General features: G+C 65.3%; 20 protein-coding genes. 14 read left to right on the top strand and 6 right to left on the bottom strand.

The window, feature by feature from the left end; translation table 11 throughout:
• Window positions 1–16: 16 nt before the first annotated feature.
• On the top strand, window positions 17–862 hold the full coding sequence (locus tag Tchl_RS16520; protein ID WP_075149330.1) for a carbon-nitrogen hydrolase family protein: 846 nt from the start codon (window positions 17–19) through the stop codon (window positions 860–862).
• 78 nt (window positions 863–940) lie between these two features.
• Window positions 941–2,386: a metalloprotease TldD gene (gene tldD / locus Tchl_RS16515; RefSeq protein WP_075149329.1), complete on the top strand. Its 1,446-nt coding sequence runs from the start codon at window positions 941–943 to the stop codon at window positions 2,384–2,386.
• An 87-nt stretch (window positions 2,387–2,473) separates the two neighbouring features.
• On the opposite strand, the gene Tchl_RS16510 is transcribed toward tldD, so the two are convergent.
• Both Tchl_RS16510 and Tchl_RS16505 read right to left on the bottom strand, forming a co-directional pair.
• Complete coding sequence (locus Tchl_RS16510) at window positions 2,474–2,659, bottom strand: hypothetical protein (RefSeq protein WP_075149328.1); 186 nt, start codon at window positions 2,657–2,659, stop codon at window positions 2,474–2,476.
• Between the two features lie 22 nt (window positions 2,660–2,681).
• Window positions 2,682–4,076 carry a sigma 54-interacting transcriptional regulator gene (locus Tchl_RS16505; protein ID WP_075149327.1) on the bottom strand — a complete coding sequence of 465 codons (1,395 nt, stop codon included), beginning with the start codon at window positions 4,074–4,076 and terminating at the stop codon, window positions 2,682–2,684.
• Between the two features lie 572 nt (window positions 4,077–4,648).
• Here Tchl_RS16505 and Tchl_RS16495 point away from each other — a divergent pair.
• Window positions 4,649–5,245: a bactofilin family protein gene (locus Tchl_RS16495; protein WP_075149325.1), complete on the top strand. Its 597-nt coding sequence runs from the start codon at window positions 4,649–4,651 to the stop codon at window positions 5,243–5,245.
• 109 nt (window positions 5,246–5,354) lie between these two features.
• Here the strand turns inward: Tchl_RS16495 and Tchl_RS16490 are convergent, their stop codons facing one another.
• Both Tchl_RS16490 and Tchl_RS16485 read right to left on the bottom strand, forming a co-directional pair.
• Window positions 5,355–6,014, bottom strand: coding sequence for a lytic transglycosylase domain-containing protein (locus Tchl_RS16490; RefSeq protein ID WP_075149324.1), 660 nt, complete (start codon window positions 6,012–6,014; stop codon window positions 5,355–5,357).
• A gap of 7 nt (window positions 6,015–6,021) precedes the next feature.
• Window positions 6,022–7,770 (bottom strand): proline--tRNA ligase, encoded by a 1,749-nt coding sequence (locus Tchl_RS16485; protein ID WP_075149323.1) that lies wholly within the window; start codon window positions 7,768–7,770, stop codon window positions 6,022–6,024.
• A gap of 178 nt (window positions 7,771–7,948) precedes the next feature.
• Between Tchl_RS16485 and Tchl_RS16480 the strand changes: the two genes are divergently transcribed.
• The 6 genes from Tchl_RS16480 (at window position 7,949) to coq7 (ending at window position 12,215) form a co-directional block, all read left to right on the top strand.
• The gene (locus tag Tchl_RS16480) at window positions 7,949–8,512 is read left to right on the top strand and encodes an RNA pyrophosphohydrolase (RefSeq protein WP_075149322.1); all 564 of its coding nucleotides are present in this window, start codon (window positions 7,949–7,951) and stop codon (window positions 8,510–8,512) included.
• A gap of 118 nt (window positions 8,513–8,630) precedes the next feature.
• On the top strand, window positions 8,631–9,050 hold the full coding sequence (locus tag Tchl_RS16475) for a rubrerythrin family protein (protein ID WP_075149781.1): 420 nt from the start codon (window positions 8,631–8,633) through the stop codon (window positions 9,048–9,050).
• A gap of 84 nt (window positions 9,051–9,134) precedes the next feature.
• Window positions 9,135–10,490: a heterodisulfide reductase-related iron-sulfur binding cluster gene (locus tag Tchl_RS16470; protein WP_075149321.1), complete on the top strand. Its 1,356-nt coding sequence runs from the start codon at window positions 9,135–9,137 to the stop codon at window positions 10,488–10,490.
• Complete coding sequence (locus tag Tchl_RS16465) at window positions 10,487–11,071, top strand: DUF3501 family protein (protein ID WP_075149320.1); 585 nt, start codon at window positions 10,487–10,489, stop codon at window positions 11,069–11,071. The genes Tchl_RS16470 and Tchl_RS16465 overlap by 4 nt, the downstream gene beginning before the upstream one ends.
• Window positions 11,068–11,595: a CNP1-like family protein gene (locus tag Tchl_RS16460; protein WP_408646113.1), complete on the top strand. Its 528-nt coding sequence runs from the start codon at window positions 11,068–11,070 to the stop codon at window positions 11,593–11,595. Before Tchl_RS16465 ends, Tchl_RS16460 begins: the two co-directional genes overlap by 4 nt.
• Entirely contained in the window at window positions 11,595–12,215 is a 621-nt protein-coding gene (coq7, locus tag Tchl_RS16455; RefSeq protein WP_075149318.1) for a 2-polyprenyl-3-methyl-6-methoxy-1,4-benzoquinone monooxygenase, read from the top strand. Before Tchl_RS16460 ends, coq7 begins: the two co-directional genes overlap by 1 nt.
• A 56-nt stretch (window positions 12,216–12,271) precedes the next feature.
• Here coq7 and Tchl_RS16450 read toward each other — a convergent pair whose 3' ends face one another.
• On the bottom strand, window positions 12,272–12,691 hold the full coding sequence (locus Tchl_RS16450) for an OsmC family protein (protein ID WP_075149317.1): 420 nt from the start codon (window positions 12,689–12,691) through the stop codon (window positions 12,272–12,274).
• A 611-nt stretch (window positions 12,692–13,302) separates the two neighbouring features.
• On the opposite strand from Tchl_RS16450, the gene rplM reads away from it, so the two are divergent.
• The 4 genes from rplM to erpA all read left to right on the top strand — a co-directional run bounded on the left by rplM (window position 13,303) and on the right by erpA (window position 15,791).
• A complete protein-coding gene (gene rplM / locus Tchl_RS16445) occupies window positions 13,303–13,731 on the top strand; it encodes a 50S ribosomal protein L13 (RefSeq protein WP_002924531.1) in 429 nt (142 codons plus the stop codon).
• Window positions 13,732–13,743: 12 nt separating this feature from the next.
• On the top strand, window positions 13,744–14,136 hold the full coding sequence (gene rpsI / locus Tchl_RS16440; RefSeq protein ID WP_075149316.1) for a 30S ribosomal protein S9: 393 nt from the start codon (window positions 13,744–13,746) through the stop codon (window positions 14,134–14,136).
• Window positions 14,137–14,310: 174 nt separating this feature from the next.
• Window positions 14,311–15,348, top strand: a complete 1,038-nt coding sequence (gene argC, locus Tchl_RS16435; RefSeq protein WP_075149315.1) for an N-acetyl-gamma-glutamyl-phosphate reductase — start codon at window positions 14,311–14,313, stop codon at window positions 15,346–15,348.
• 92 nt (window positions 15,349–15,440) lie between these two features.
• A complete protein-coding gene (erpA, locus tag Tchl_RS16430; RefSeq protein WP_075149314.1) occupies window positions 15,441–15,791 on the top strand; it encodes an iron-sulfur cluster insertion protein ErpA in 351 nt (116 codons plus the stop codon).
• A gap of 139 nt (window positions 15,792–15,930) precedes the next feature.
• Here the strand turns inward: erpA and Tchl_RS16425 are convergent, their stop codons facing one another.
• The gene (locus Tchl_RS16425) at window positions 15,931–17,253 is read right to left on the bottom strand and encodes a M23 family metallopeptidase (protein ID WP_075149313.1); all 1,323 of its coding nucleotides are present in this window, start codon (window positions 17,251–17,253) and stop codon (window positions 15,931–15,933) included.
• 88 nt (window positions 17,254–17,341) lie between these two features.
• On the opposite strand from Tchl_RS16425, the gene tyrS reads away from it, so the two are divergent.
• Window positions 17,342–18,541 carry a tyrosine--tRNA ligase gene (gene tyrS / locus Tchl_RS16420; protein WP_075149312.1) on the top strand — a complete coding sequence of 400 codons (1,200 nt, stop codon included), beginning with the start codon at window positions 17,342–17,344 and terminating at the stop codon, window positions 18,539–18,541.
• Window positions 18,542–18,547: the final 6 nt, after the last annotated feature.

The following is an 18,547-nucleotide window of genomic DNA, read 5'->3' as shown; positions in this document are numbered from 1 at the left end:
CCAAGCGACACGACAGATGAACTCCAGCCTCACCGCCCAAGCTTTCCACCGACCGCCCGGCCCGGTCCGCATCGCCGCGATCCAGACCGTCTCCGGCCCCGACGTCGATGCCAACCTCGAAGCGGTTGCCGCGCTGGTGGCCGAAGCCGCCGCCGCCGGGGCCGCGCTGGTCGCCCTGCCCGAATATTTTGCCCTGATCAGCGCCGACGAGTCCGCCAAGGTACGCCTCCGCGAAGCCGAAGGCGATGGTCCGCTGCAGGCCTTTCTCGCCGCCACCGCGCGTCGCCACGGCGTGTGGCTGGTCGGCGGCACGATTCCGCTGCGCGCCAGCACCGATGACAAAGTGCGCAACAGCACCCTGGTGTTCGACGACCAGGGGCGCCGTGTCGCGCGCTATGACAAGATCCACCTGTTCGGCTTTCGCCGCGGCGAGGAGCACTACGACGAAGCCGCGACCATCGAGCAGGGCGGCGAAGTGTGCTGTTTCGATTCGCCGGCCGGGCGCACCGGGCTGTCGGTGTGTTACGACCTGCGCTTTCCGGAGCTGTTCCGGGCGATGGGCGAAGTCGACCTGATCGTACTGCCGGCGGCGTTCACCTTCACCACCGGGCGGGCGCACTGGGAAGTGCTGCTGCGCGCGCGCGCGATCGAGAACCAGTGCTACGTGATCGCGCCGGCGCAGGGCGGCCGCCATCCGGGCGGGCGCGTCACCTGGGGGCACACGATGATCATCGACCCCTGGGGCGAGGTGCTCGCCTGCCGCGACGAAGGGCCCGGCGTGGTGCTCGCCGAGCTCGACCCGGCGCGCATCGCTGCGGTGCGCGAAAGCCTGCCGGCGCTGCGCCACCGTCGCCTGGGCTGAGCTTTGCTGGAGCGGCCGCGTCGGCCGATCGTTTTCACTCGGGGCCGGTCCAACCCGGCACCGTACCGAGGATTTTCAATGAGCAACAATACCTCCCTGCTGGATATCGCCGATCGTCATCTGCTGTCGCCCTATGGGCTCGGCGAGGCGGAACTGGAAAAAACCTTCCGCGCGCTGATGCGCCACGACATCGACTTCGCCGACCTGTACTTCCAGTACCAGCGCTCCGAAGCCTGGAGCCTGGAAGAAGGCATCGTCAAATCGGGCAGCTTCGACATCGAGCAGGGGGTCGGCGTGCGTGCGATCAGCGGCGAGAAGACCGCCTTCGCCTACTCGGACGACATCTCGCTGGATGCGCTGCTGGGGGCCGCGACGACGACGCGCGCGATTGCCGTCGCCGGCGAGCGGCGCCAGGTCGGCATCCGCCGGCATGGGCGCGAGAACCGCCTTTACCGCGCCGACGACCCCCTCGATTCGCTCGACGACACCGCCAAGGTGAAGCTGCTCGAACGCCTGGAAAGCCTCGCCCGCGCCGAGGATTCGCGCGTGACCCAGGTCATGGCGCATATCGCCGGTTCGTGGGAGGTGGTGATGGTGGCGCGCAGTGACGGCCACCTGGCGGCGGATGTGCGCCCGCTGGTGCGGGTGTCGCTGACCGTGATCATGGAAGAGAACGGCCGCCGCGAGCAGGGCAGTGGCGGCGGCGGCGGGCGCTACGATTACGGTTATTTCGACGACGAGCGGCTGCGTACCTACGCCCGCGCGGCAGTGCATCAGGCGCGGGTTAACCTGGGCGCCGATCCGGTGCCGGCCGGCAGCATGCCGGTGGTGCTCGGTCCGGGGTGGCCGGGGATCCTGCTCCACGAGGCGATCGGCCACGGCCTCGAAGGCGACTTCAACCGCAAGGGCAGTTCGGCGTTTTCCGGGCGCATCGGTCAGCAGGTGGCGGCGAAAGGAGTCACCGTGGTCGATGACGGCACCCTGCCCGATCGCCGCGGCTCGCTGTCGATCGACGACGAAGGCAATCCCACCGAGCGTACCGTGCTGATCGAGGACGGCATCCTCACCGGCTACCTCCAGGACATGATGAACGCCCGCCTGATGGGGATGGCGCCGACCGGCAACGGCCGGCGCGAGTCCTTCGCCCACCTGCCGCTGCCGCGCATGACCAACACCTACATGCTGAACGGCGACAAGGCGCCGGAAGAGATCATCCGCTCGGTGAAGAAGGGCTTGTATGCGGCCAATTTTGGCGGCGGCCAGGTCGATATCACGTCGGGCAAGTTCGTGTTCTCGACCGCCGAAGCCTACTTGATCGAGAACGGCAAGGTCACCCGCCCGGTGAAGGGGGCGACCCTGATCGGCAACGGCCCGGATGCGCTGACCAAGGTGAAGATGGTCGGCAACGACATGGCGCTCGACCCCGGGGTCGGCACCTGCGGCAAGGACGGCCAGAGCGTGCCGGTCGGGGTCGGCCAGCCGACGCTGCGCATCGACGGGCTGACGGTGGGCGGCACCGCCTGATCGATCGAAAGCGCGCCGGCCGCCCCCCGTCTGGCCGCGTCGCTCCGCGCGGACGAGGCTGTGGCGTGTGCGGCGTGTGCGCCGTGTTCAGCTGCGCACGGGCCTGGAGGCCTTGTCTTCGCCGCCGCGGGTATCGTGTTTGTCGCCGGCGCAGTTGCTCGGCAGGTTGATCTGCGCTGCGGAGAGCAGGCTCGCAGCCTGGACCGGCGTCCAGATGGAATAGGCCATGGCGGTGGTGGCGATGATGGCGGCAATGGTCTGGCGTTTGATCATGGTCGACTCCTGCGCGGGTGGGTCATGGTTCGATGTCGGGCCCGTCGCCGCGGAACAGATCGGGCGTCAGACCGTGTCGCTGCAGCAGACGGTAGAACTCGGTACGGTTGCGTTCGGCCAGCCGTGCAGCTTCGGACACATTACCGGCAGTCAGTTTCAATAGCTGTATCAGGTAGTTTCGCTCGAAGCGCTGCTTTGCCCCGGCGTAGCCGAGGGCGTCGACCGGCTTCACGCGCAAGGCGCGGTCGACGAGCGTGCGCGGAATCAGCGCGGTGGTGGTGAGCGCACACACCTGTTCGACGACATTCTGCAGTTGGCGCACGTTGCCCGGCCAGTTTGCGCTGGCGAGTGCCTCGAGCGCGTCGGGGGCGAAGCCCGAGAGGCGCTTGCCGTACTTTTGCGTGAGCTGGCGCAGGAAATGTTCGGCGAGCAGCGGGATGTCTTCGCGCCGCTCGGCCAGCGTGGGCAGTTCGAGATGGACGACGTTGATACGGTAGTAGAGGTCCTCGCGGAACTGGCCCGCTGCCAGGGCAGCATCGAGGTCGTGGTGGGTGGCCGACAGGATGCGCAGGTCGACTGCCGCCGCGCGGGTCGCTCCGACCGGGCGCACGGCGCGCTCCTGCAGCACGCGCAGCAGCTTGACCTGCAGCGCAGGGGGCATGTCGCCGATCTCGTCGAGGAACAAGGTGCCGCGATGCGCGGCCTGGATCAGGCCGGGGTGGGCGCTGGTGGCGCCGGTGAAGGCGCCGCGCACGTGACCGAAGAGCTCGGACTCGAGCAGCGGCTCGGGGATCGCGCCGCAGTTGATCGCGACGAAGGGGGCGGCGGCACGTGGGCTGGCAAGATGGATCGCGCGCGCCAGCAGTTCCTTGCCGGTACCACTGTCGCCGCGGATCAGCACGCTGGCGTCCGAGGCGGCGATCAACCGGGCCTCGTCGAGCAGGGTGTGCATGCGCATGCTGCGGCTGATGATGCCGGCGCGCCAGGCCGCATCGCCAGGGGACGGGGCTGCGGCGGTGGGTGCGGCGAACTGCAGTGCCTGGCCGATGTGGCGCAGCAGGGTCTGGCTGTCGAAGGGTTTGGTGAGATAGCCGGCGACGCCGCGCGAGGTTGCTTCGACCGCGTCGGGGATGCTGCCGTGGGCGGTGAGCAGGATCACCGGCAGGGCGGGGTGCTGGCGGCGGATGTCCTCGAACAGGGCAAGGCCGTCGCCATCGGGCAGGTGGACGTCGCTCAGCACGAGGTCGAACCGCCGGGTGCCGAGGCGCGCGCGCGCGTGCCGGGCGCTGGTCGCGGTGACGACGCGGTAGCCGCTGGCGCGCAGGTGCAGCGACAACCGGCGCAGTAGATCGGTGTCGTCGTCGATCAACAGCAGGCGGGCGCCAGCCGCTGCGGCCACGGTCATCGTGGTGCTCATCCGGTGCTGCCGGAGTGTGGGCCCGGCGCCGGTGCAGGCCCGCGCGCGGTTCCGGTCAGCGCATCCGGCGCGTGCTGCAGTCCGGTGCGCTGGGGGCGGGGTTCGGCACGCGACCGCGCCAGCCAGCTGTTGCTCAAGGGGGCGCAGATCAGTGGAAAGCTCAGGAGCAAGGTGCTGCGAAAGGAGGGGCGAAACATGAGGGCGCCGGAAAAAAAGAGGGGCATGTTCCGGTGCACGCTGCGCGACGCAGCGGCGACAAGCTTCGGAGTCTAGGTCAGCGCGCGCGCTTGTGCGGCGAGGAAAATGCAAATCGAAGTAAGCGCGCGGGCACGCGTCGCCTGCAGGCGACAAGAAAAAAGCCTTGTCGCGCGGGAGTTTGGACGTACGGCTTGAAGTGCTGTCGGGGGGCGGCGACAGAATCCTTCGCGCGACCGTCCTCCATCGGTCTCCCAGCTGCCGGAGTCGGCTGGCAGGTGATTGATCGGGTGTGCTTATTGATGTTCGGGCATGGCACTTGCTGGTGGGCCAGCTGGACTGCAGCGCAGGGTCTGCACCACCTTCAAGGAGATAGCATGTTCAACAAGCCCAATCTGTTCCATAAGGCCGAGAAAAGCCCCGCCACCCGCAGCAGCCCGGGTCCGTTTGGAAGCACCGCCTCGACCAGCGGCACGGTGACGTCCGTCACGCATCCGGCGCCGGTGACTACGGGCGAGGCCGCGGCGAAGGCGAGCGGGTCGGTTACGGAAAGCACTCCGCTCGGCGGAACGAGTCCTGCGGGCGGGAGCCGGCTGATCGTCGGCCCGGAAGTCAAGCTCAAGGGCGCGGAAATCCATGACTGCGACACCCTGGTGGTGGAAGGGCGGGTCGAGGCGACGATGGACAGCCGCGTGCTCCGCATCGCCGAGAAGGGCGCCTACAAGGGGTCGGTGGGCATCGATATCGCCGAGATCCACGGCCATTTCGAGGGCGAACTGACCGCGCGCCAGCAGTTGCTGATCCACTCGACCGGGCGCGTCAGCGGCAAGATCCGCTACGGCAAGATCCTGATCGAGGAGGGGGGGGATATCTCCGGCGATGTGCAGTCGCTGAGTTCGGCGGGCAAGGAAGGACTGCGTGCGGTCGACGCCAAGGGGCCCGAGTCGCGTCCGCTCGCCGCGGTCGCCGGCTGAGGCCGTCGCCCCGGCGGCGCAGCTGAGCTGCGCCGGAGCAAGGATACGCTGGCTCGGCGGCAACGGCTGGGTCGCACCCCCGCCGGCCTGCAAGATGCGGGGGCCGTATTCAGTGCGTCGCCGCCGCTGTGTCCCGGGCCGGGGTGGCGGCGGCGAACTTCTGGGCTTCCCAGCGCCAGTGTTTTTCCCAGGCTGCACGCACCAGATCGGGGTATTGCGCCTTGCCCAGGCTGCCGTTGTAGCGGCCGAGGGCGCGGAAGACGTCGCCCTTTTCGATGTCGAGGTAGTGACGCAGGATGGTGCAGCCGTAGCGCAGGTTGGTGCGCAGGTGGAAGAGGTTGTCGTCTTCGCGGCCGATGAGCTTCACCCAGAACGGCATGATCTGCATGTAGCCGCGGGCGCCGGCCGACGAGATGGCGTACTTGCGAAAGCCGCTCTCGACCTGGATCAGGCCGAGCACCAGCTGCGGGTCGAGGCCGGCGCGGGTGGCTTCGTAGTGGATCGAAGTCAGCAGTTCGGTGCGGTAGGCTTCGTCCGGGATGCGCTTTTGCAGCCTGCGCGACATCTCGGCGAGCCATTGCGCGCGTTCTCCGGCATCCGGAATCGGCAGCGCCGGTGCGGCGGCGTCGCTGACCGCGGCGTGCAGGGCCGCGCGCACGCTCGCCGCCATCGGTTCGTACTGCTGTGTGCCCGCCATCGTGCCGCCACTGGCGGCCGTCAGGCAGAGTGCAGCAGCGATCCGGCCCAGGCGGGTATGCAGGCCGGGCATCGCGGGTTCAGCTCCGGCGCAGGCGGTCGAGGACGTGACCGAGAACGTCACCCACGGGTAGCCTGGCGGCTTCGGGGTCGCGCCGCCCCTGGTATTCGACCATCCCCTCCTTCAGGCCGCGATCGCCGATGGTGACGCGGTGCGGCACCCCGATCAGTTCCCAGTCGGCGAACATCACCCCCGGACGCTCGTCGCGGTCGTCGAGGATGACATCGGCGCCAGTGGCGGTGAGCGCGTCGTAGAGCTTCTGTGCCTCGTCGCGCACCGCCTGCGACTTGCTCCAGCCGACCGGGCAGATCACCACTTCGAAAGGCGCGATCGCGCCCGGCCAGATGATGCCGCGGGTGTCGTGGTTCTGTTCGATCGCGGCGCCCAGGATGCGGGTCACGCCGATGCCGTAGCAGCCCATCTCGAAGTGCTTGGGCTTGCCGTCCTCGTCGAGGAAGGTGGCGTTCATCGCTTTCGAGTACTTGGTGCCCAGATAGAACACGTGGCCGACCTCGATGCCGCGCTGGATGGCGAGCACGCCGCGGCCGTCCGGGCTGGGGTCGCCCTCGACGACGTCGCGGAGGTCGGCCACCAGGTCGGGCTCGGGCAGGTCACGGCCCCAGTTCGCGCCGGTGTAGTGGAAGTCCTCGGCGTTGGCGCCGCAGATGAAGTCGGCCATGTGGGCGACCGTGCGGTCGGCGATGACCCTGACCGGCTTGCTCACCCCGATCGGGCCGAGGTAGCCCGGCTTGCAGCCGAAGTGGTCGACGATCTCGGTTTCGGTGGCGAAGCGGAAGCCGGCCTTCAGACCTTCCAGCTTGCCTGCCTTGACTTCGTTCAGCGCATGGTCGCCGCGCACCAGCAGCAGCCACACGGTGACGCCGGCCAGGTTGCCTTTCTCATCGACGTCGTCGGTGGCGAGCACCAGCGACTTGACCGTGGTGGCGAGCGGTACGCCGAGCAGTTGGGCGACGTCCGCGCAACTGGCCTTGCCCGGGGTCGGGGTCTTTTCCAGGGGCTTCGTGGCCTCGGCGCGGCGGGCGAGTAGCGGCAGGGCTTCGGCGAGCTCGATGTTGGCGGCGTAGTCGGAGCCGGGGCAGTAGACGATGGCGTCTTCGCCGGTGTCGGCGATGACCTGGAATTCGTGCGAGCGGTCGCCGCCGATGGCACCGGTGTCGGCCGCCACCGCGCGGTATTCGAGGCCGAGGCGGTCGAAGATGCGCTTGTACGTGGCGAACATGATGTCGTAGCTGCGCCCCGCGGCTTCCGCGCTGCGGTCGAAGGAGTAGGCGTCCTTCATGGTGAATTCGCGCCCGCGCATGACGCCGAAGCGCGGCCGGCGTTCGTCGCGGAACTTGATCTGGATCTGGTAGAAGTTCTTCGGCAGCTGGCGGTAGCTCTTCAGTTCCTGGCGGGCGATGTCGGTGACGACTTCCTCGGAGGTAGGCTGCAGGGCGAAGTCGCGTTCGTGGCGATCCTTCAGGCGCAGCATTTCCGCCCCCATCTTGTCCCAGCGCCCGGTCTCCTGCCACAACTCGGCCGGCTGCACCAGCGGCATGATCAGCTCCATCGCGCCGGCGCGGTCCATCTCTTCGCGGATGATCGTTTCGACCTTGCGGATCGCACGCAGGCCCAGCGGCATGTAACTGTAGATGCCGGCGGCGGCCTTGCGGATCATGCCGGCGCGCAGCATCAGCTTCTGGCTGACGACTTCGGCGTCGGAGGGGGCTTCCTTGAGGGTGGACAGGTGGAACTGGCTGGCGCGCATGAGAGTCTTCGGCGTAAAGGCGTTAAAGGCGTGATCGAGCGCGGGATTCTAGCGCATGGTGCGGCCGTTCGCCGCGCGCGGTCTGCCGCATCGAGGCGGCGCACGCTGCTGGTGCGCTTTCAAAGCGTGCCCAAGTGTGGAAAAATCGGCACCAATCAACCGAATTTGAAGGTTCATCATGCTTGATCGTGAAGGCTTTCGCCCGAACGTCGGCATCATTCTGGTGAATGCGCGCAACGAGGTGTTCTGGGGCAAGCGCATCCGCGAACATTCCTGGCAATTCCCCCAGGGCGGCATCAAGCACGGCGAGTCTCCCGAGCAGGCCATGTACCGGGAGCTCCACGAGGAGGTCGGACTGCGTCCGGAGCATGTAAAGATCCTCGGGCGCACCCGCGGCTGGCTGCGCTATGAGGTGCCCCGGCACTGGATCCGGCGTGAGTGGCGCAACACGTACCGTGGACAGAAACAGATCTGGTTTCTGCTGCGGCTGGTGGGGCGCGACTCGGACGTGTCGCTGCGTGCCAGTTCGCATCCAGAATTCGATGCCTGGCGATGGAGCAATTATTGGGTGCCGCTCGAAGCGGTGATCGAATTCAAGCGCCAGGTCTACCAGCTGGCGCTGATCGAGCTCGCCCGCATCCTCTTTCGCACGCGCGCGTTTGAAATGCCGGAAAGCTACCGCCTGCCCGAACCGGTCGAGCCGGTGCGCGTCATGCTGGGTGCGTCGGCGCGCGGGGCATAGCGCTGCGCGATCGCAGGGATAGCCGGTTTCAATTTGGGATTCACCTCCTGATTGTCTAGGTTTGGAATGCAGCTGTTGAAAGATGGCGCATTCGATCGTGGACGAGAAGGAGATGAGCATGGAACTGAAAGGATCCCGGACCGAAGAGAACCTGAAGGCCGCCTTCGCGGGCGAGTCCCAGGCCAACAGGCGTTATCTCTATTTCGCCGCCAAGGCCGACGTCGAGGGTCAGAACGACGTCGCCGCGGTGTTCCGCTCCACGGCTGAAGGCGAGACGGGCCATGCCCATGGCCACCTCGAGTATCTCGAGGCCTGTGGCGACCCTGCGACCGGGTTGCCGTTCGGGGCGACCCGGCAGAACCTCGGCACCGCCATCGCCGGCGAGACCCACGAGTACACCGACATGTACCCCGGAATGGCCAAGGCCGCGCGCGATGAAGGCTTCGACGAAATCGCCGACTGGTTCGAAACACTCGCCAAGGCCGAGCGCTCGCACGCCAACCGCTTCCAGAAGGCACTGGACGCCCTGGTGGATTGAGTTCGCTGCCCCGGATGGACCGATCGTTCGTCCGGCTTGCGGCGCGCCCGCCCACCGTTGGATCGAGGCAAGGGAGGTGTTGTCATGAGCAAGCGCGAGGGAAGTCTCGAGGCGCCCAGGCGGCATCCGATCGCCTGGCGCGAGGACAGCTACTACGACGAAGGCAAGGTGCTCGAGGAAATGGAACGGGTGTTCGGCATCTGTCACGGATGCCGGCGCTGTGTGAACCTGTGCAACGCCTTTCCGACCCTGTTCGATCTGGTCGATGCGAGCAGCACCATGGAAATCGACGGGGTGGCGAAGAAGGACTACTCGAAAGTGGTCGACCAGTGCTACCTGTGCGACATCTGCTTCATGACGAAATGTCCCTACGTGCCGCCGCACGAGTGGGATATCGATTTTCCGCACCTGATGCTGCGGGCGAAAGCGGTAAAGTTCCGCAAGGGCGAAGTCCGGTTCCGCGACAAGCTGCTCACCAGTACCGATGCCCTTGGCAAGCTGGCGGCGATTCCGGTGGTGGCGCAGACGGTTAATGCGGCCAACCGCAACGGCGTCGCGCGCGGCGTGCTGCAGTCGGTGCTGGGCGTGGACAGGCGGCGCGAACTGCCGCCTTATGCACCGGTGAGATTCCGCGCCAAGGCACGGCTCGGTGCCACCTGGCCGGTGCGCGACGGCGAGCGCACTCCGGGCAAGGTGGCGATCTTCTCGACCTGCTACATCAACTACAACGAGCCCGGCATCGGCCATGACCTGGTGGCGGTGCTGACGCACAACGAGATCCCGTCGGTGCTGGTGCCGCAGGAAGCGTGCTGCGGCATGCCCAAGCTCGAACTGGGCGATCTCGAGGGGGTCGATCGGCTGAAGCGGCGCAACATCCCGGCGTTGGCCAAGCTCGCCCGCGGGGGATACGCGATCCTCGCGCCGGTGCCCTCCTGTGCGTTGATGTTCAAGCAGGAGCTGCCCTTGCTTTACCCCGACGACAAGGACGTCGCGGCGGTCGCCGAGGCGATGTTCGACCCCTTCGAGTACTTCATCCTGCGCCACCGCGATGGGTTGCTGAAGACCGATTTCACGCGCCAACTGGGGAAGGTCGCCTACCACATTCCCTGCCATGGCCGGGTGCAGAACGTGGGCCAGAAGACGCGCGAGACCCTGCAGCTGATTCCGGGGACCGAGGTCGCGACGATCGAGCGCTGTGCGGGCCATGACGGCACCTGGGGGGTCAAGACGGAATACTTCGAGCAGTCGATGAAGATCGGCAGGCCGGTCTTTCGCCAGATGGCGCAGGCAGAACCCGATTTCATCAGCTCCGACTGTCCGATTGCCGGGCGCCATATCCAGCAGGGGATTCGCGACAGCGGAACGAAGCTTGGCGCGACGAAGGCCCATCCGCTGACCCTGTTGCGGATGGCCTACGGCCTGGAGGAGGGGGCGCGATGATGATCGAGCGCGACAGCCTGCTGAGTCTGGAGGCGTACGCCCGCCAGCGTGCCGAGTTTCGTGCCAGGGTGATGGCGCACAAGAAAAATCGTGCGCTCGCGGTCGGTTCGCATGTCACGCTGCTGTTCGAGGACGAACTGACGATCCGTTACCAAGTCCAGGAGATGCTGCGCATCGAGCGCATTTTCGAGGAGGCAGGTATCGCGGATGAGCTCGCCGCTTACAACCCGCTCGTGCCCGATGGCCAGAACTGGAAGGCGACGATGATGATCGAGTTTCCCGAGGAAACCGAACGCAAGCGCTGGCTGGCCCGTCTGATCGGCATCGAGGACCGTGTCTGGGTGCAGGTGGCGGGGTTCGATCCGGTGTTTGCCATTGCGGACGAGGATCTCGGACGCGAAAATGACGAGAAGACGTCTTCGGTGCATTTCCTGCGCTTCGAGCTCGGCCCGCACCGGGTCTGGGCGCTGAAGAGCGGTGCGGTGCTGGCTGTCGGCATCGACCATCCGGCCTATTCGGCAGTGGTCGATCCGGTGCCGGAGGCGGTTCGGCTTTCGCTCTGTGGAGAATTGCACGCTTGAAATCGATCGAATCCTGTATGACCCGCGGCGGGCTGCTGATTCTGGCCCTGGCTTGCGGGCCTGCATTTGCAGGCTTGCTGGTAGATGCCGATTCCGACTGGAAGGAAGGCGAAGTGGTGATGCCGCCGGCGGTCGAGGAGGCCCGGCTGCGTGCCTTCGATGTCGGCGCGTCTTCGCCCAACCGCTTTTTTGTCGACGAGGGCAGCGTCAGTGTTGGCGAGGATGGCGTGGTGCGCTACGCCTTGGTTGTACGCACCGCGGGCGGTGCTGAAAACGTTACCTTCGAGGGGATCCGCTGTGCGACCGGCGAGCGGCGCATCTACGCAAGCGGGCGTCCTGAGGGCAACTGGGTGGCGATGAAAAAGAGCGAATGGCAAGCCATCGGGGGCAATGCCTACAACCGGCCGCGAGCGGCGCTCGCCTGGGATTACCTGTGCGACGGCCCCGCCCCACCACGCAATCGCGACCACGCATTGCAGCTGCTGAAGCAGCGTCGTGACCACTATTCGTCAGGGGGGCGCTGATGATCGATCGGGCCATCACCGAATTCGACCGGGCGCTGCGAACCGTCTTTGCGTCGGCGTGCAGCGTTCGCCCGGTGCCAGGAGAGGACCTCCGCGACGCAGAGCTCGGCGACGCCGGGCGCCGCCATGCCGCAGCCCTGATGCGGGTCAATCATGTCGGTGAGATCTGCGCCCAGGCCCTCTACCAGGGGCAGGCGATGATGTCCCGCGACCCTGTCATCCGTGACGCGCTGCGCCAGGCTTCACAGGAAGAAACCGAGCACCTGGCGTGGACCGAGCGTCGGATCGCCGATCTGGGTGGGCGCAAGAGCCTGCTCAATCCCCTGTGGTACGGCGGCGCACTGTGCCTGGGAGTGCTTGCCGGGCGCTTCGGCGAGCGCCTGAACCTGGGTTTTCTGGCCGAAACCGAGCGTCAGGTCGAGCAACACCTGAAGGGGCACCTGGATACCTTGCCTGCCGGCGATCTGCGTTCGCGCGCGATCGTCGAGCAGATGAAGGCAGACGAGGCCGAGCACGCCGACACGGCAGTCAGGCTTGGGGCGCACGAGCTTCCAGCGCCTGCGAAGGCCGCTATGCGGCTGGGGGCGAAGCTGATGACAACGCTGGCCTACCGCATCTGATCCGGCCCCGTCTCTCATCGGCGGGCGGTGAGGGAGGGAGGCGTGTCCGCAGCGCTTCAATCGGCCTCGACGATCTCGAAGTCGTGCGTGATTTCCGCAGTCTCGGCCAGCATGATCGAGGCCGAGCAGTATTTTTCGGCCGAGAGGTGGATGGCGCGCTCGACCGCCTCGGGTTTGAGCTTGCGGCCGGTGATCGTGTAGATGAAGCGGATGCGGGTGAACACCTTGGGGTCGCTTTCCGTGCGCTCAGCTTCCAGGCGCACGTTGCAGCCGCGCACGTCCTGGCGGCCACGCTTGAGGATCAGGACGACGTCGAATGCAGTGCAGCCGCCCGCTCCGGCAAGCATCAATTCCATTGGACGCGGCGCCAGGTTACGCCCCCCCGCTTCGGGTGCGCCATCCATGGCAACGAGGTGACCGGTCCCGGTTTCGGCGATGAAGCTCATGCCGTCGAGCCATTTGATGGTGCATTCCATTGGTTGTGAACTCCTGCAGGGCGAAACGACCCTTGTCTGCGGTTTCCGGTGGGGTGTCGAGCCGAATATTACCGCAGTGCCGCAAGCTTGCGCTTGCGGCCGTCTGGCGGGCTGCAGGCCGCAAGGCGAACGGATCGAGGGTGGGCCTCGAGGCTCAGGCGCTGCTACAATACGGGTGCGTATGCGTGCAGTGCACAAAATGTACCGTAAATGACTTTCCGGAAGTGACCCAAGAGCCCCCCGCAGCCATCTGCCGGTATTGTAAGTTGATGCAAAACAAGCCTTTGGGTGTAAATAAGCGGCGCTTATGGAAAAATCAAAACATTTATCGTGCGTTGCACAAAAAGTCCTTGCCATCCTTTTTCGGGTTCCGCATAATTCATCCCAGTCGGATCGCTGACGCGGAAACAAAAACGCGCCGATCCAAGCAGTGTCTCCTCCACCCTCCTCCTTTGGTGTGGATTTAACGCAGTCCTCGCGGACTGCGTTTTTTTTCGCCTGACATGACGTCAAGCGCACAGAGTAATTGACATCGGGCCGGCGCTCGCATTAGCATTGCGAGCTTTCCGTTTGACGGCCGGTTCGCAGGCCTGACAAGATCGAGGATCCACATGAAGACGTTTTCTGCCAAGCCGCACGAGGTCAAGCGCGACTGGTTCGTTGTCGACGGCACGGACAAGGTGCTTGGCCGTCTTGCCGCCGAAGTGGCTCGCCGTCTGCGCGGCAAGCACAAGGCCATTTACACCCCTCACGTTGATACCGGCGATTTCATCGTCGTCGTCAATGTCGACAAGCTGCGCGTGACCGGCAACAAGGCCCAGGACAAGAAGTACTACCGCCACTCCGGTTACCCGGGGGGCATTTACGAAACCAACTTCACCAAGCTCCAGCAGCGCTTCCCCGAGCGCGTGCTCGAGAAGGCGGTGAAGGGCATGCTGCCGAAGGGCCCGCTGGGCTACGCCATGCTGAAGAAGCTGAAGTGCTATGCGGGGCCGTCCCATCCGCACACCGCTCAGCAGCCGCAAGTCCTCGAGATCTGAAGGAGCCGATAAATGGCTGTGACTTACAACTACGGTACCGGTCGCCGCAAGACCGCGGTTGCCCGTGTATTCATCAAGCCGGGCTCCGGCAACATCGTCGTCAATGGCAAGACGGTCGACGAGTTCTTCTCGCGTGAAACCGGCCGCATGATCGTGCGTCAGCCGCTGGTGCTCACCGGCAATCAGGATAAGTTCGACATCATGGTGAACGTCACCGGTGGTGGCGAATCCGGTCAGGCCGGTGCGGTTCGCCACGGCATCACCCGTGCCCTGATCGATTTCAGTGCCGAGCTGAAATCCGAGCTGCGCACGGCGGGTTTCGTGACCCGCGATGCCCGCGAAGTCGAACGGAAGAAAGTCGGCCTGCGCAAGGCACGTCGTCGCAAGCAGTTCTCCAAGCGCTGATCAGCGCAGGGAAGAACCTCGCAAAAGCCGCCTCTTCAGGCGGCTTTTGCGCTTTCCGGGCGCCGGCGAACGGTGTCTCGCTCGATCGGTTTCAGACCTTGCCGCGATGGGCGCTGCGTTCTGCCGCGGGAGTGCGATAATTTCCGTTCGGGATCTTTGCAGTGAGGAAAGAGCATGATCAAAGTTGGAGTGGTTGGCGGGACCGGGTATACCGGCGTCGAATTGTTGCGCCTGCTGTGCCGCCATCCGGGAGTGGATCTCGTTGCGATCACTTCTCGCGGCGAAGCGGGTATGGCGGTGTCGGACATCTTTCCCAGTCTGCGCCACCGGGTGGCCTTGAAGTTCGTCGCTCCTCAGGACGCCGCGTTGGAAAAATGCGATGCCGTGTTCTTTGCAACCCCGAATGGGATTGCGATGAAACAGGCGGCGGAGCTGGTTGCAGCGGGTGTGCGTGTAATCGATCTGGCGGCGGACTTCCGCATCCGCGACATCGCCGAATGGGAAAAGTGGTACGGAATGGAGCATGCCGCTCCGGCGCTGGCCGCTGAAGCGGTCTATGGCTTGCCTGAGCTCAATCGTGACCAGATCCGTTCCGCGCGTGTGCTGGCCAATCCCGGCTGCTATCCAACGGCCGTCCAGCTTGGTTTCCTGCCCTTGATCGAAGCCGGGCTGATCGATGGCGGACATCTGATCGCGGATGTCAAGTCGGGCGTTTCCGGTGCCGGGCGGAAGGCCGAGGTCCATACTCTGCTGCCCGAGGCGGCCGACAGCTTCAAGGCTTATGGCGTAGCGGGACACCGCCATCTGCCCGAGATCCGGCAAGGGCTGTCACGCGTTGCAGGCAAGCCGGTCGAGCTTACTTTCGTACCGCATCTTACGCCGATGATCCGTGGCATCCACGCCACCCTGTACGGGCGGTTGCAGCCCGGCGTGAGTGAGGTCGATCTGCAGGCGCTGTATGAAGCGCGCTATGCGGGCGAGGCTTTTGTCGATGTGATGCCGGCCGGTAGCCATCCCGAAACCCGCTCGGTGCGTGCATCGAATTTGTGCCGCATCGCTGTTCACCGCCCGCAGGGGGGCGATACCGTGGTCGTGCTGTCGGTCATCGACAATCTGGTCAAGGGGGCGGCGGGGCAGGCGGTGCAGAATCTCAACATCATGTTCGGGGTTGACGAGGAAGCTGGACTGGATATCGTGCCGGTCAGCCCCTGAAGGGAACTCGCGGCATCGGCAACGATCTGATTTTGACGGCGGGGCGGCGAAGGGCGCATCATTCGCACCATCGCCCCAACAGAGGAGAAAACATGAGCGCAGAAGTTGAAACCCCCGACATCCTGGTCTTCACCGATAGTGCGGCGAACAAGGTTCGCGAGCTGATCGAGGAAGAAGGCAATCCCGATCTCAAGCTGCGTGTCTTCGTGTCGGGTGGCGGTTGCTCGGGCTTCCAGTACGGATTCACCTTCGATGAGGAGGTCAACGAGGACGATACGACTTACGAGAAGAATGGCGTGATGCTGCTGATCGACTCGATGAGTTACCAGTATCTTCTCGGTGCTGAAATCGACTACACGGAAGGTCTGGAAGGTTCTCAGTTCGTGATCCGCAATCCGAATGCAACCAGCACCTGCGGTTGCGGTTCGTCCTTTTCGGTCTGAGTCCTTGCCGCCGGCGCCGGTCTGTCCGGCACCGGAGCTTCAGCAGCAGTAAAGACAACGGGCGCCGCGGCGCCCGTTGTCTTTACTGCATCCGCCGCGCACGTGCAGTTTGTGCCGGTGCGCCACATGCGGAGGAGGCTCAGTTTGCGCTGGCAAGCTCGTAATTGAGGAGGGCGAAGCGCTCGCGCAGGGGCGCGGTTTCCTGGCGGAATGCGGCGAGTTCGCGAGGACTCAAGGCATCGGCCATGGGCAGGGCCACGGTCATCGGGTCCTTTGCGACGTTGTTGATGCGCACTTCGTAGTGCAGGTGCGGCCCTGTGGCCCAGCCGGTGGAGCCCACGTAGCCGATGAGCTCTCCCTGGCTGATGGCCTGCCCCTTGCGCAAGCCGCCAGCGAAACCGTTCAGATGAGCGTAAGCGGTGGCGATGTTGTTGCGGTGCTTGAGGATGACGATCTTGCCATAGCCGTTCTGCGTTCCGGCGAAATCAACCGTACCGTCGGAAGTGGCCTTTACCGGCGTCCCGCGTGGTGCGGCAAAGTCGGTGCCGTTGTGCTTGCGCCAGCTTCGATGGATGGGGTGCAGGCGCCGCCCGAAGCTCGAGCTGACCCGGGAAAACTCCAGCGGGGAACGCAGGAAGCCCTGGCGCAGGCTGCGGCCATCATCCGTGTAGTATTGGTCCTTGCCGCTGGGGCCGCGGTAGAGCACGACCGCATGGCGCGTTCCGTTGTTGATGAACTCGGCGGCGAGAATGCGGCCAGCGCGAACCGGATTGCCGTCTGCGTGGATCGACTCGTAGATCACGTTGAAGCGATCTTCACTGCGCAGATCGGTATGGAAATCGATCGTGGTACCGAACAGTTCGACCAACTGATTGGCGACGCTGTCGGGCACGCCGGCCGCGTCGGTGGCGCCGAACAAGGAGTTGGAGATCGTGCCGGAGCGCATTTCGATCATCGTCAGCTGCGCACTGTCGTCCGCCTCGTGCAGCGCCAGGCCCTTGTCCCCACGTTCGACGACAAGCTGCCGGCCGGTGTTGCCGAGCGGCAGGCTGAATGATGCGATGCGCCCGTCGGCATGGACGACAGCGGTCACCGAGCGTCCGGCGCGCAGCTGGCGCAGGGCCTGGCGGCCCTGCTCCGAACTCGACAGCATGTCGAGCGCTTCGGCATCGTGGATGCCGACACGGCGCGAAATCGACTGCAGGGTGTCGCCCGGCTGAATTCGATCGCTATGCACGAACGGCAGGTCATGCGCGGGTTCGGGAACGAGCGCTGGTACCGGCAAGGTTTCGACGACGCGCGCAAACGGGATGTCCGCAGTGCTCATGCCGGGCGCGACCGCAGTGGCGGCGACGACTCCGAGCAAGGACGCGCCGGCCACCCCGCCGAAGAACCAGTTGCGTGGGCGGGTGAGGAGTCGGGCCGGTAGATCGGCTAGAATTCGGGTCTTTCTGGCCTTCATGGACACGGTAGGCTTGAATAGGCAAAAAATTTCCGCGAGTGTAGCAAAGTAATCGACTTGTTCGGGAAGGTATTTTTGGAGAAATTCAATGAGTGATGTTCAGGCTGCGATCGAGCTGATCAAGCGCGGCACCGATGCCCTGCTGATCGAGGCCGAACTGGTCGAAAAACTGAAACGCGGCCGTCCGCTGCGGGTGAAGGCCGGCTTCGATCCGACCGCGCCCGACCTCCACCTGGGACACACCGTGCTGATCAACAAGCTGCGCCACTTCCAGGAGCTCGGCCATCAGGTGCTGTTCCTGATCGGCGACTTCACCGGCATGATCGGCGACCCGAGCGGCAAGAACAGCACGCGCCCGCCGTTGTCGCGCGAGCAGATCCTGGACAACGCGAAGACCTACCAGGAGCAGGTGTTCAAGATCCTCGACCCGGAAAAGACCGAGATCTGCTTCAACTCGACGTGGATGGAAGGGCTGGGGGCGGCGGGAATGATCCGGCTGGCCGCGCAGCAGACCGTGGCGCGGATGCTCGAGCGCGACGATTTCGCCAAGCGCTACGGCAACAACCAGCCGATCGCGATCCACGAGTTCCTCTACCCGTTGTGCCAGGGCTATGACTCGGTGGCGATGCGGGCCGATGTCGAGCTGGGCGGAACGGACCAGCGCTTCAACCTGCTGATGGGGCGCGAATTGCAGAAGCACTACGGGCAGGAGCCGCAGTGCGTGGTGATGGTGCCGCTGCTCGAAGGGCTGGACGGGATCAACAAGATGTCGAAATCGCTGGGCAACTACATCGGCATCGCCGAGCCGGCGAAAGAGATCTTCGGCAAGACGATGTCGGTGTCCGATACCCTGATGTGGCGTTACTACGAGCTGCTGTCGTTCCGCTCCAGCGCGGAAATCGCCGCGCTGCGCCGCGAGGTCGAAGGCGGGCGCAATCCGCGCGATGTCAAAGTCATGCTGGCGCAGGAATTCGTCACACGCTTTCATGGCGCGGCCGCCGCCGAGGAAGCGCTGGCGGATTTCGAGGCGCGCTTCCAGCGCAATGCGATTCCCGACGATCTGCCCGAAGTCCGGGTCGATGTCGGGGAGGCCGGGCTGCCGCTGTTCCAGGTGCTCAAGCAGGCCGGGCTGACCGGCACCACTTCCGAGGCGATGCGCATGGTCGAGCAGGGCGGGGTACGCCTGAACGGCGAGCGCGTCGAGGACAAGGGCTTGCTGCTGTCGGCCGGCGCGACCGTGGTGCTGCAGGTGGGCAAGCGCAAGTTCGCTGCGGTGGTGCTGTCTTGAGCCTTG

The sequence above is a fragment of the Thauera chlorobenzoica genome (assembly GCF_001922305.1).
Classification (GTDB): Bacteria; Pseudomonadota; Gammaproteobacteria; order Burkholderiales; family Rhodocyclaceae; genus Thauera; species Thauera chlorobenzoica.
The sequence above is the reverse complement of the archived record's forward strand: the minus strand, read 5'-3'. Positions and strand labels throughout refer to the sequence as shown.

Coding starts and splice junctions, on each gene's coding strand:
- Tchl_RS16520 (WP_075149330.1), top strand. CDS start 17: ATGAACTCCAGCCTCACCGCCCAAGCTTTCCACCGACCGCCCGGCCCG.
- tldD (WP_075149329.1), top strand. CDS start 941: ATGAGCAACAATACCTCCCTGCTGGATATCGCCGATCGTCATCTGCTG.
- Tchl_RS16510 (WP_075149328.1), bottom strand. CDS start 2,659: ATGATCAAACGCCAGACCATTGCCGCCATCATCGCCACCACCGCCATG.
- Tchl_RS16505 (WP_075149327.1), bottom strand. CDS start 4,076: ATGAGCACCACGATGACCGTGGCCGCAGCGGCTGGCGCCCGCCTGCTG.
- Tchl_RS16495 (WP_075149325.1), top strand. CDS start 4,649: ATGTTCAACAAGCCCAATCTGTTCCATAAGGCCGAGAAAAGCCCCGCC.
- Tchl_RS16490 (WP_075149324.1), bottom strand. CDS start 6,014: ATGCCCGGCCTGCATACCCGCCTGGGCCGGATCGCTGCTGCACTCTGC.
- Tchl_RS16485 (WP_075149323.1), bottom strand. CDS start 7,770: ATGCGCGCCAGCCAGTTCCACCTGTCCACCCTCAAGGAAGCCCCCTCC.
- Tchl_RS16480 (WP_075149322.1), top strand. CDS start 7,949: ATGCTTGATCGTGAAGGCTTTCGCCCGAACGTCGGCATCATTCTGGTG.
- Tchl_RS16475 (WP_075149781.1), top strand. CDS start 8,631: ATGGAACTGAAAGGATCCCGGACCGAAGAGAACCTGAAGGCCGCCTTC.
- Tchl_RS16470 (WP_075149321.1), top strand. CDS start 9,135: ATGAGCAAGCGCGAGGGAAGTCTCGAGGCGCCCAGGCGGCATCCGATC.
- Tchl_RS16465 (WP_075149320.1), top strand. CDS start 10,487: ATGATGATCGAGCGCGACAGCCTGCTGAGTCTGGAGGCGTACGCCCGC.
- coq7 (WP_075149318.1), top strand. CDS start 11,595: ATGATCGATCGGGCCATCACCGAATTCGACCGGGCGCTGCGAACCGTC.
- Tchl_RS16450 (WP_075149317.1), bottom strand. CDS start 12,691: ATGGAATGCACCATCAAATGGCTCGACGGCATGAGCTTCATCGCCGAA.
- rplM (WP_002924531.1), top strand. CDS start 13,303: ATGAAGACGTTTTCTGCCAAGCCGCACGAGGTCAAGCGCGACTGGTTC.
- rpsI (WP_075149316.1), top strand. CDS start 13,744: ATGGCTGTGACTTACAACTACGGTACCGGTCGCCGCAAGACCGCGGTT.
- argC (WP_075149315.1), top strand. CDS start 14,311: ATGATCAAAGTTGGAGTGGTTGGCGGGACCGGGTATACCGGCGTCGAA.
- erpA (WP_075149314.1), top strand. CDS start 15,441: ATGAGCGCAGAAGTTGAAACCCCCGACATCCTGGTCTTCACCGATAGT.
- Tchl_RS16425 (WP_075149313.1), bottom strand. CDS start 17,253: ATGAAGGCCAGAAAGACCCGAATTCTAGCCGATCTACCGGCCCGACTC.
- tyrS (WP_075149312.1), top strand. CDS start 17,342: ATGAGTGATGTTCAGGCTGCGATCGAGCTGATCAAGCGCGGCACCGAT.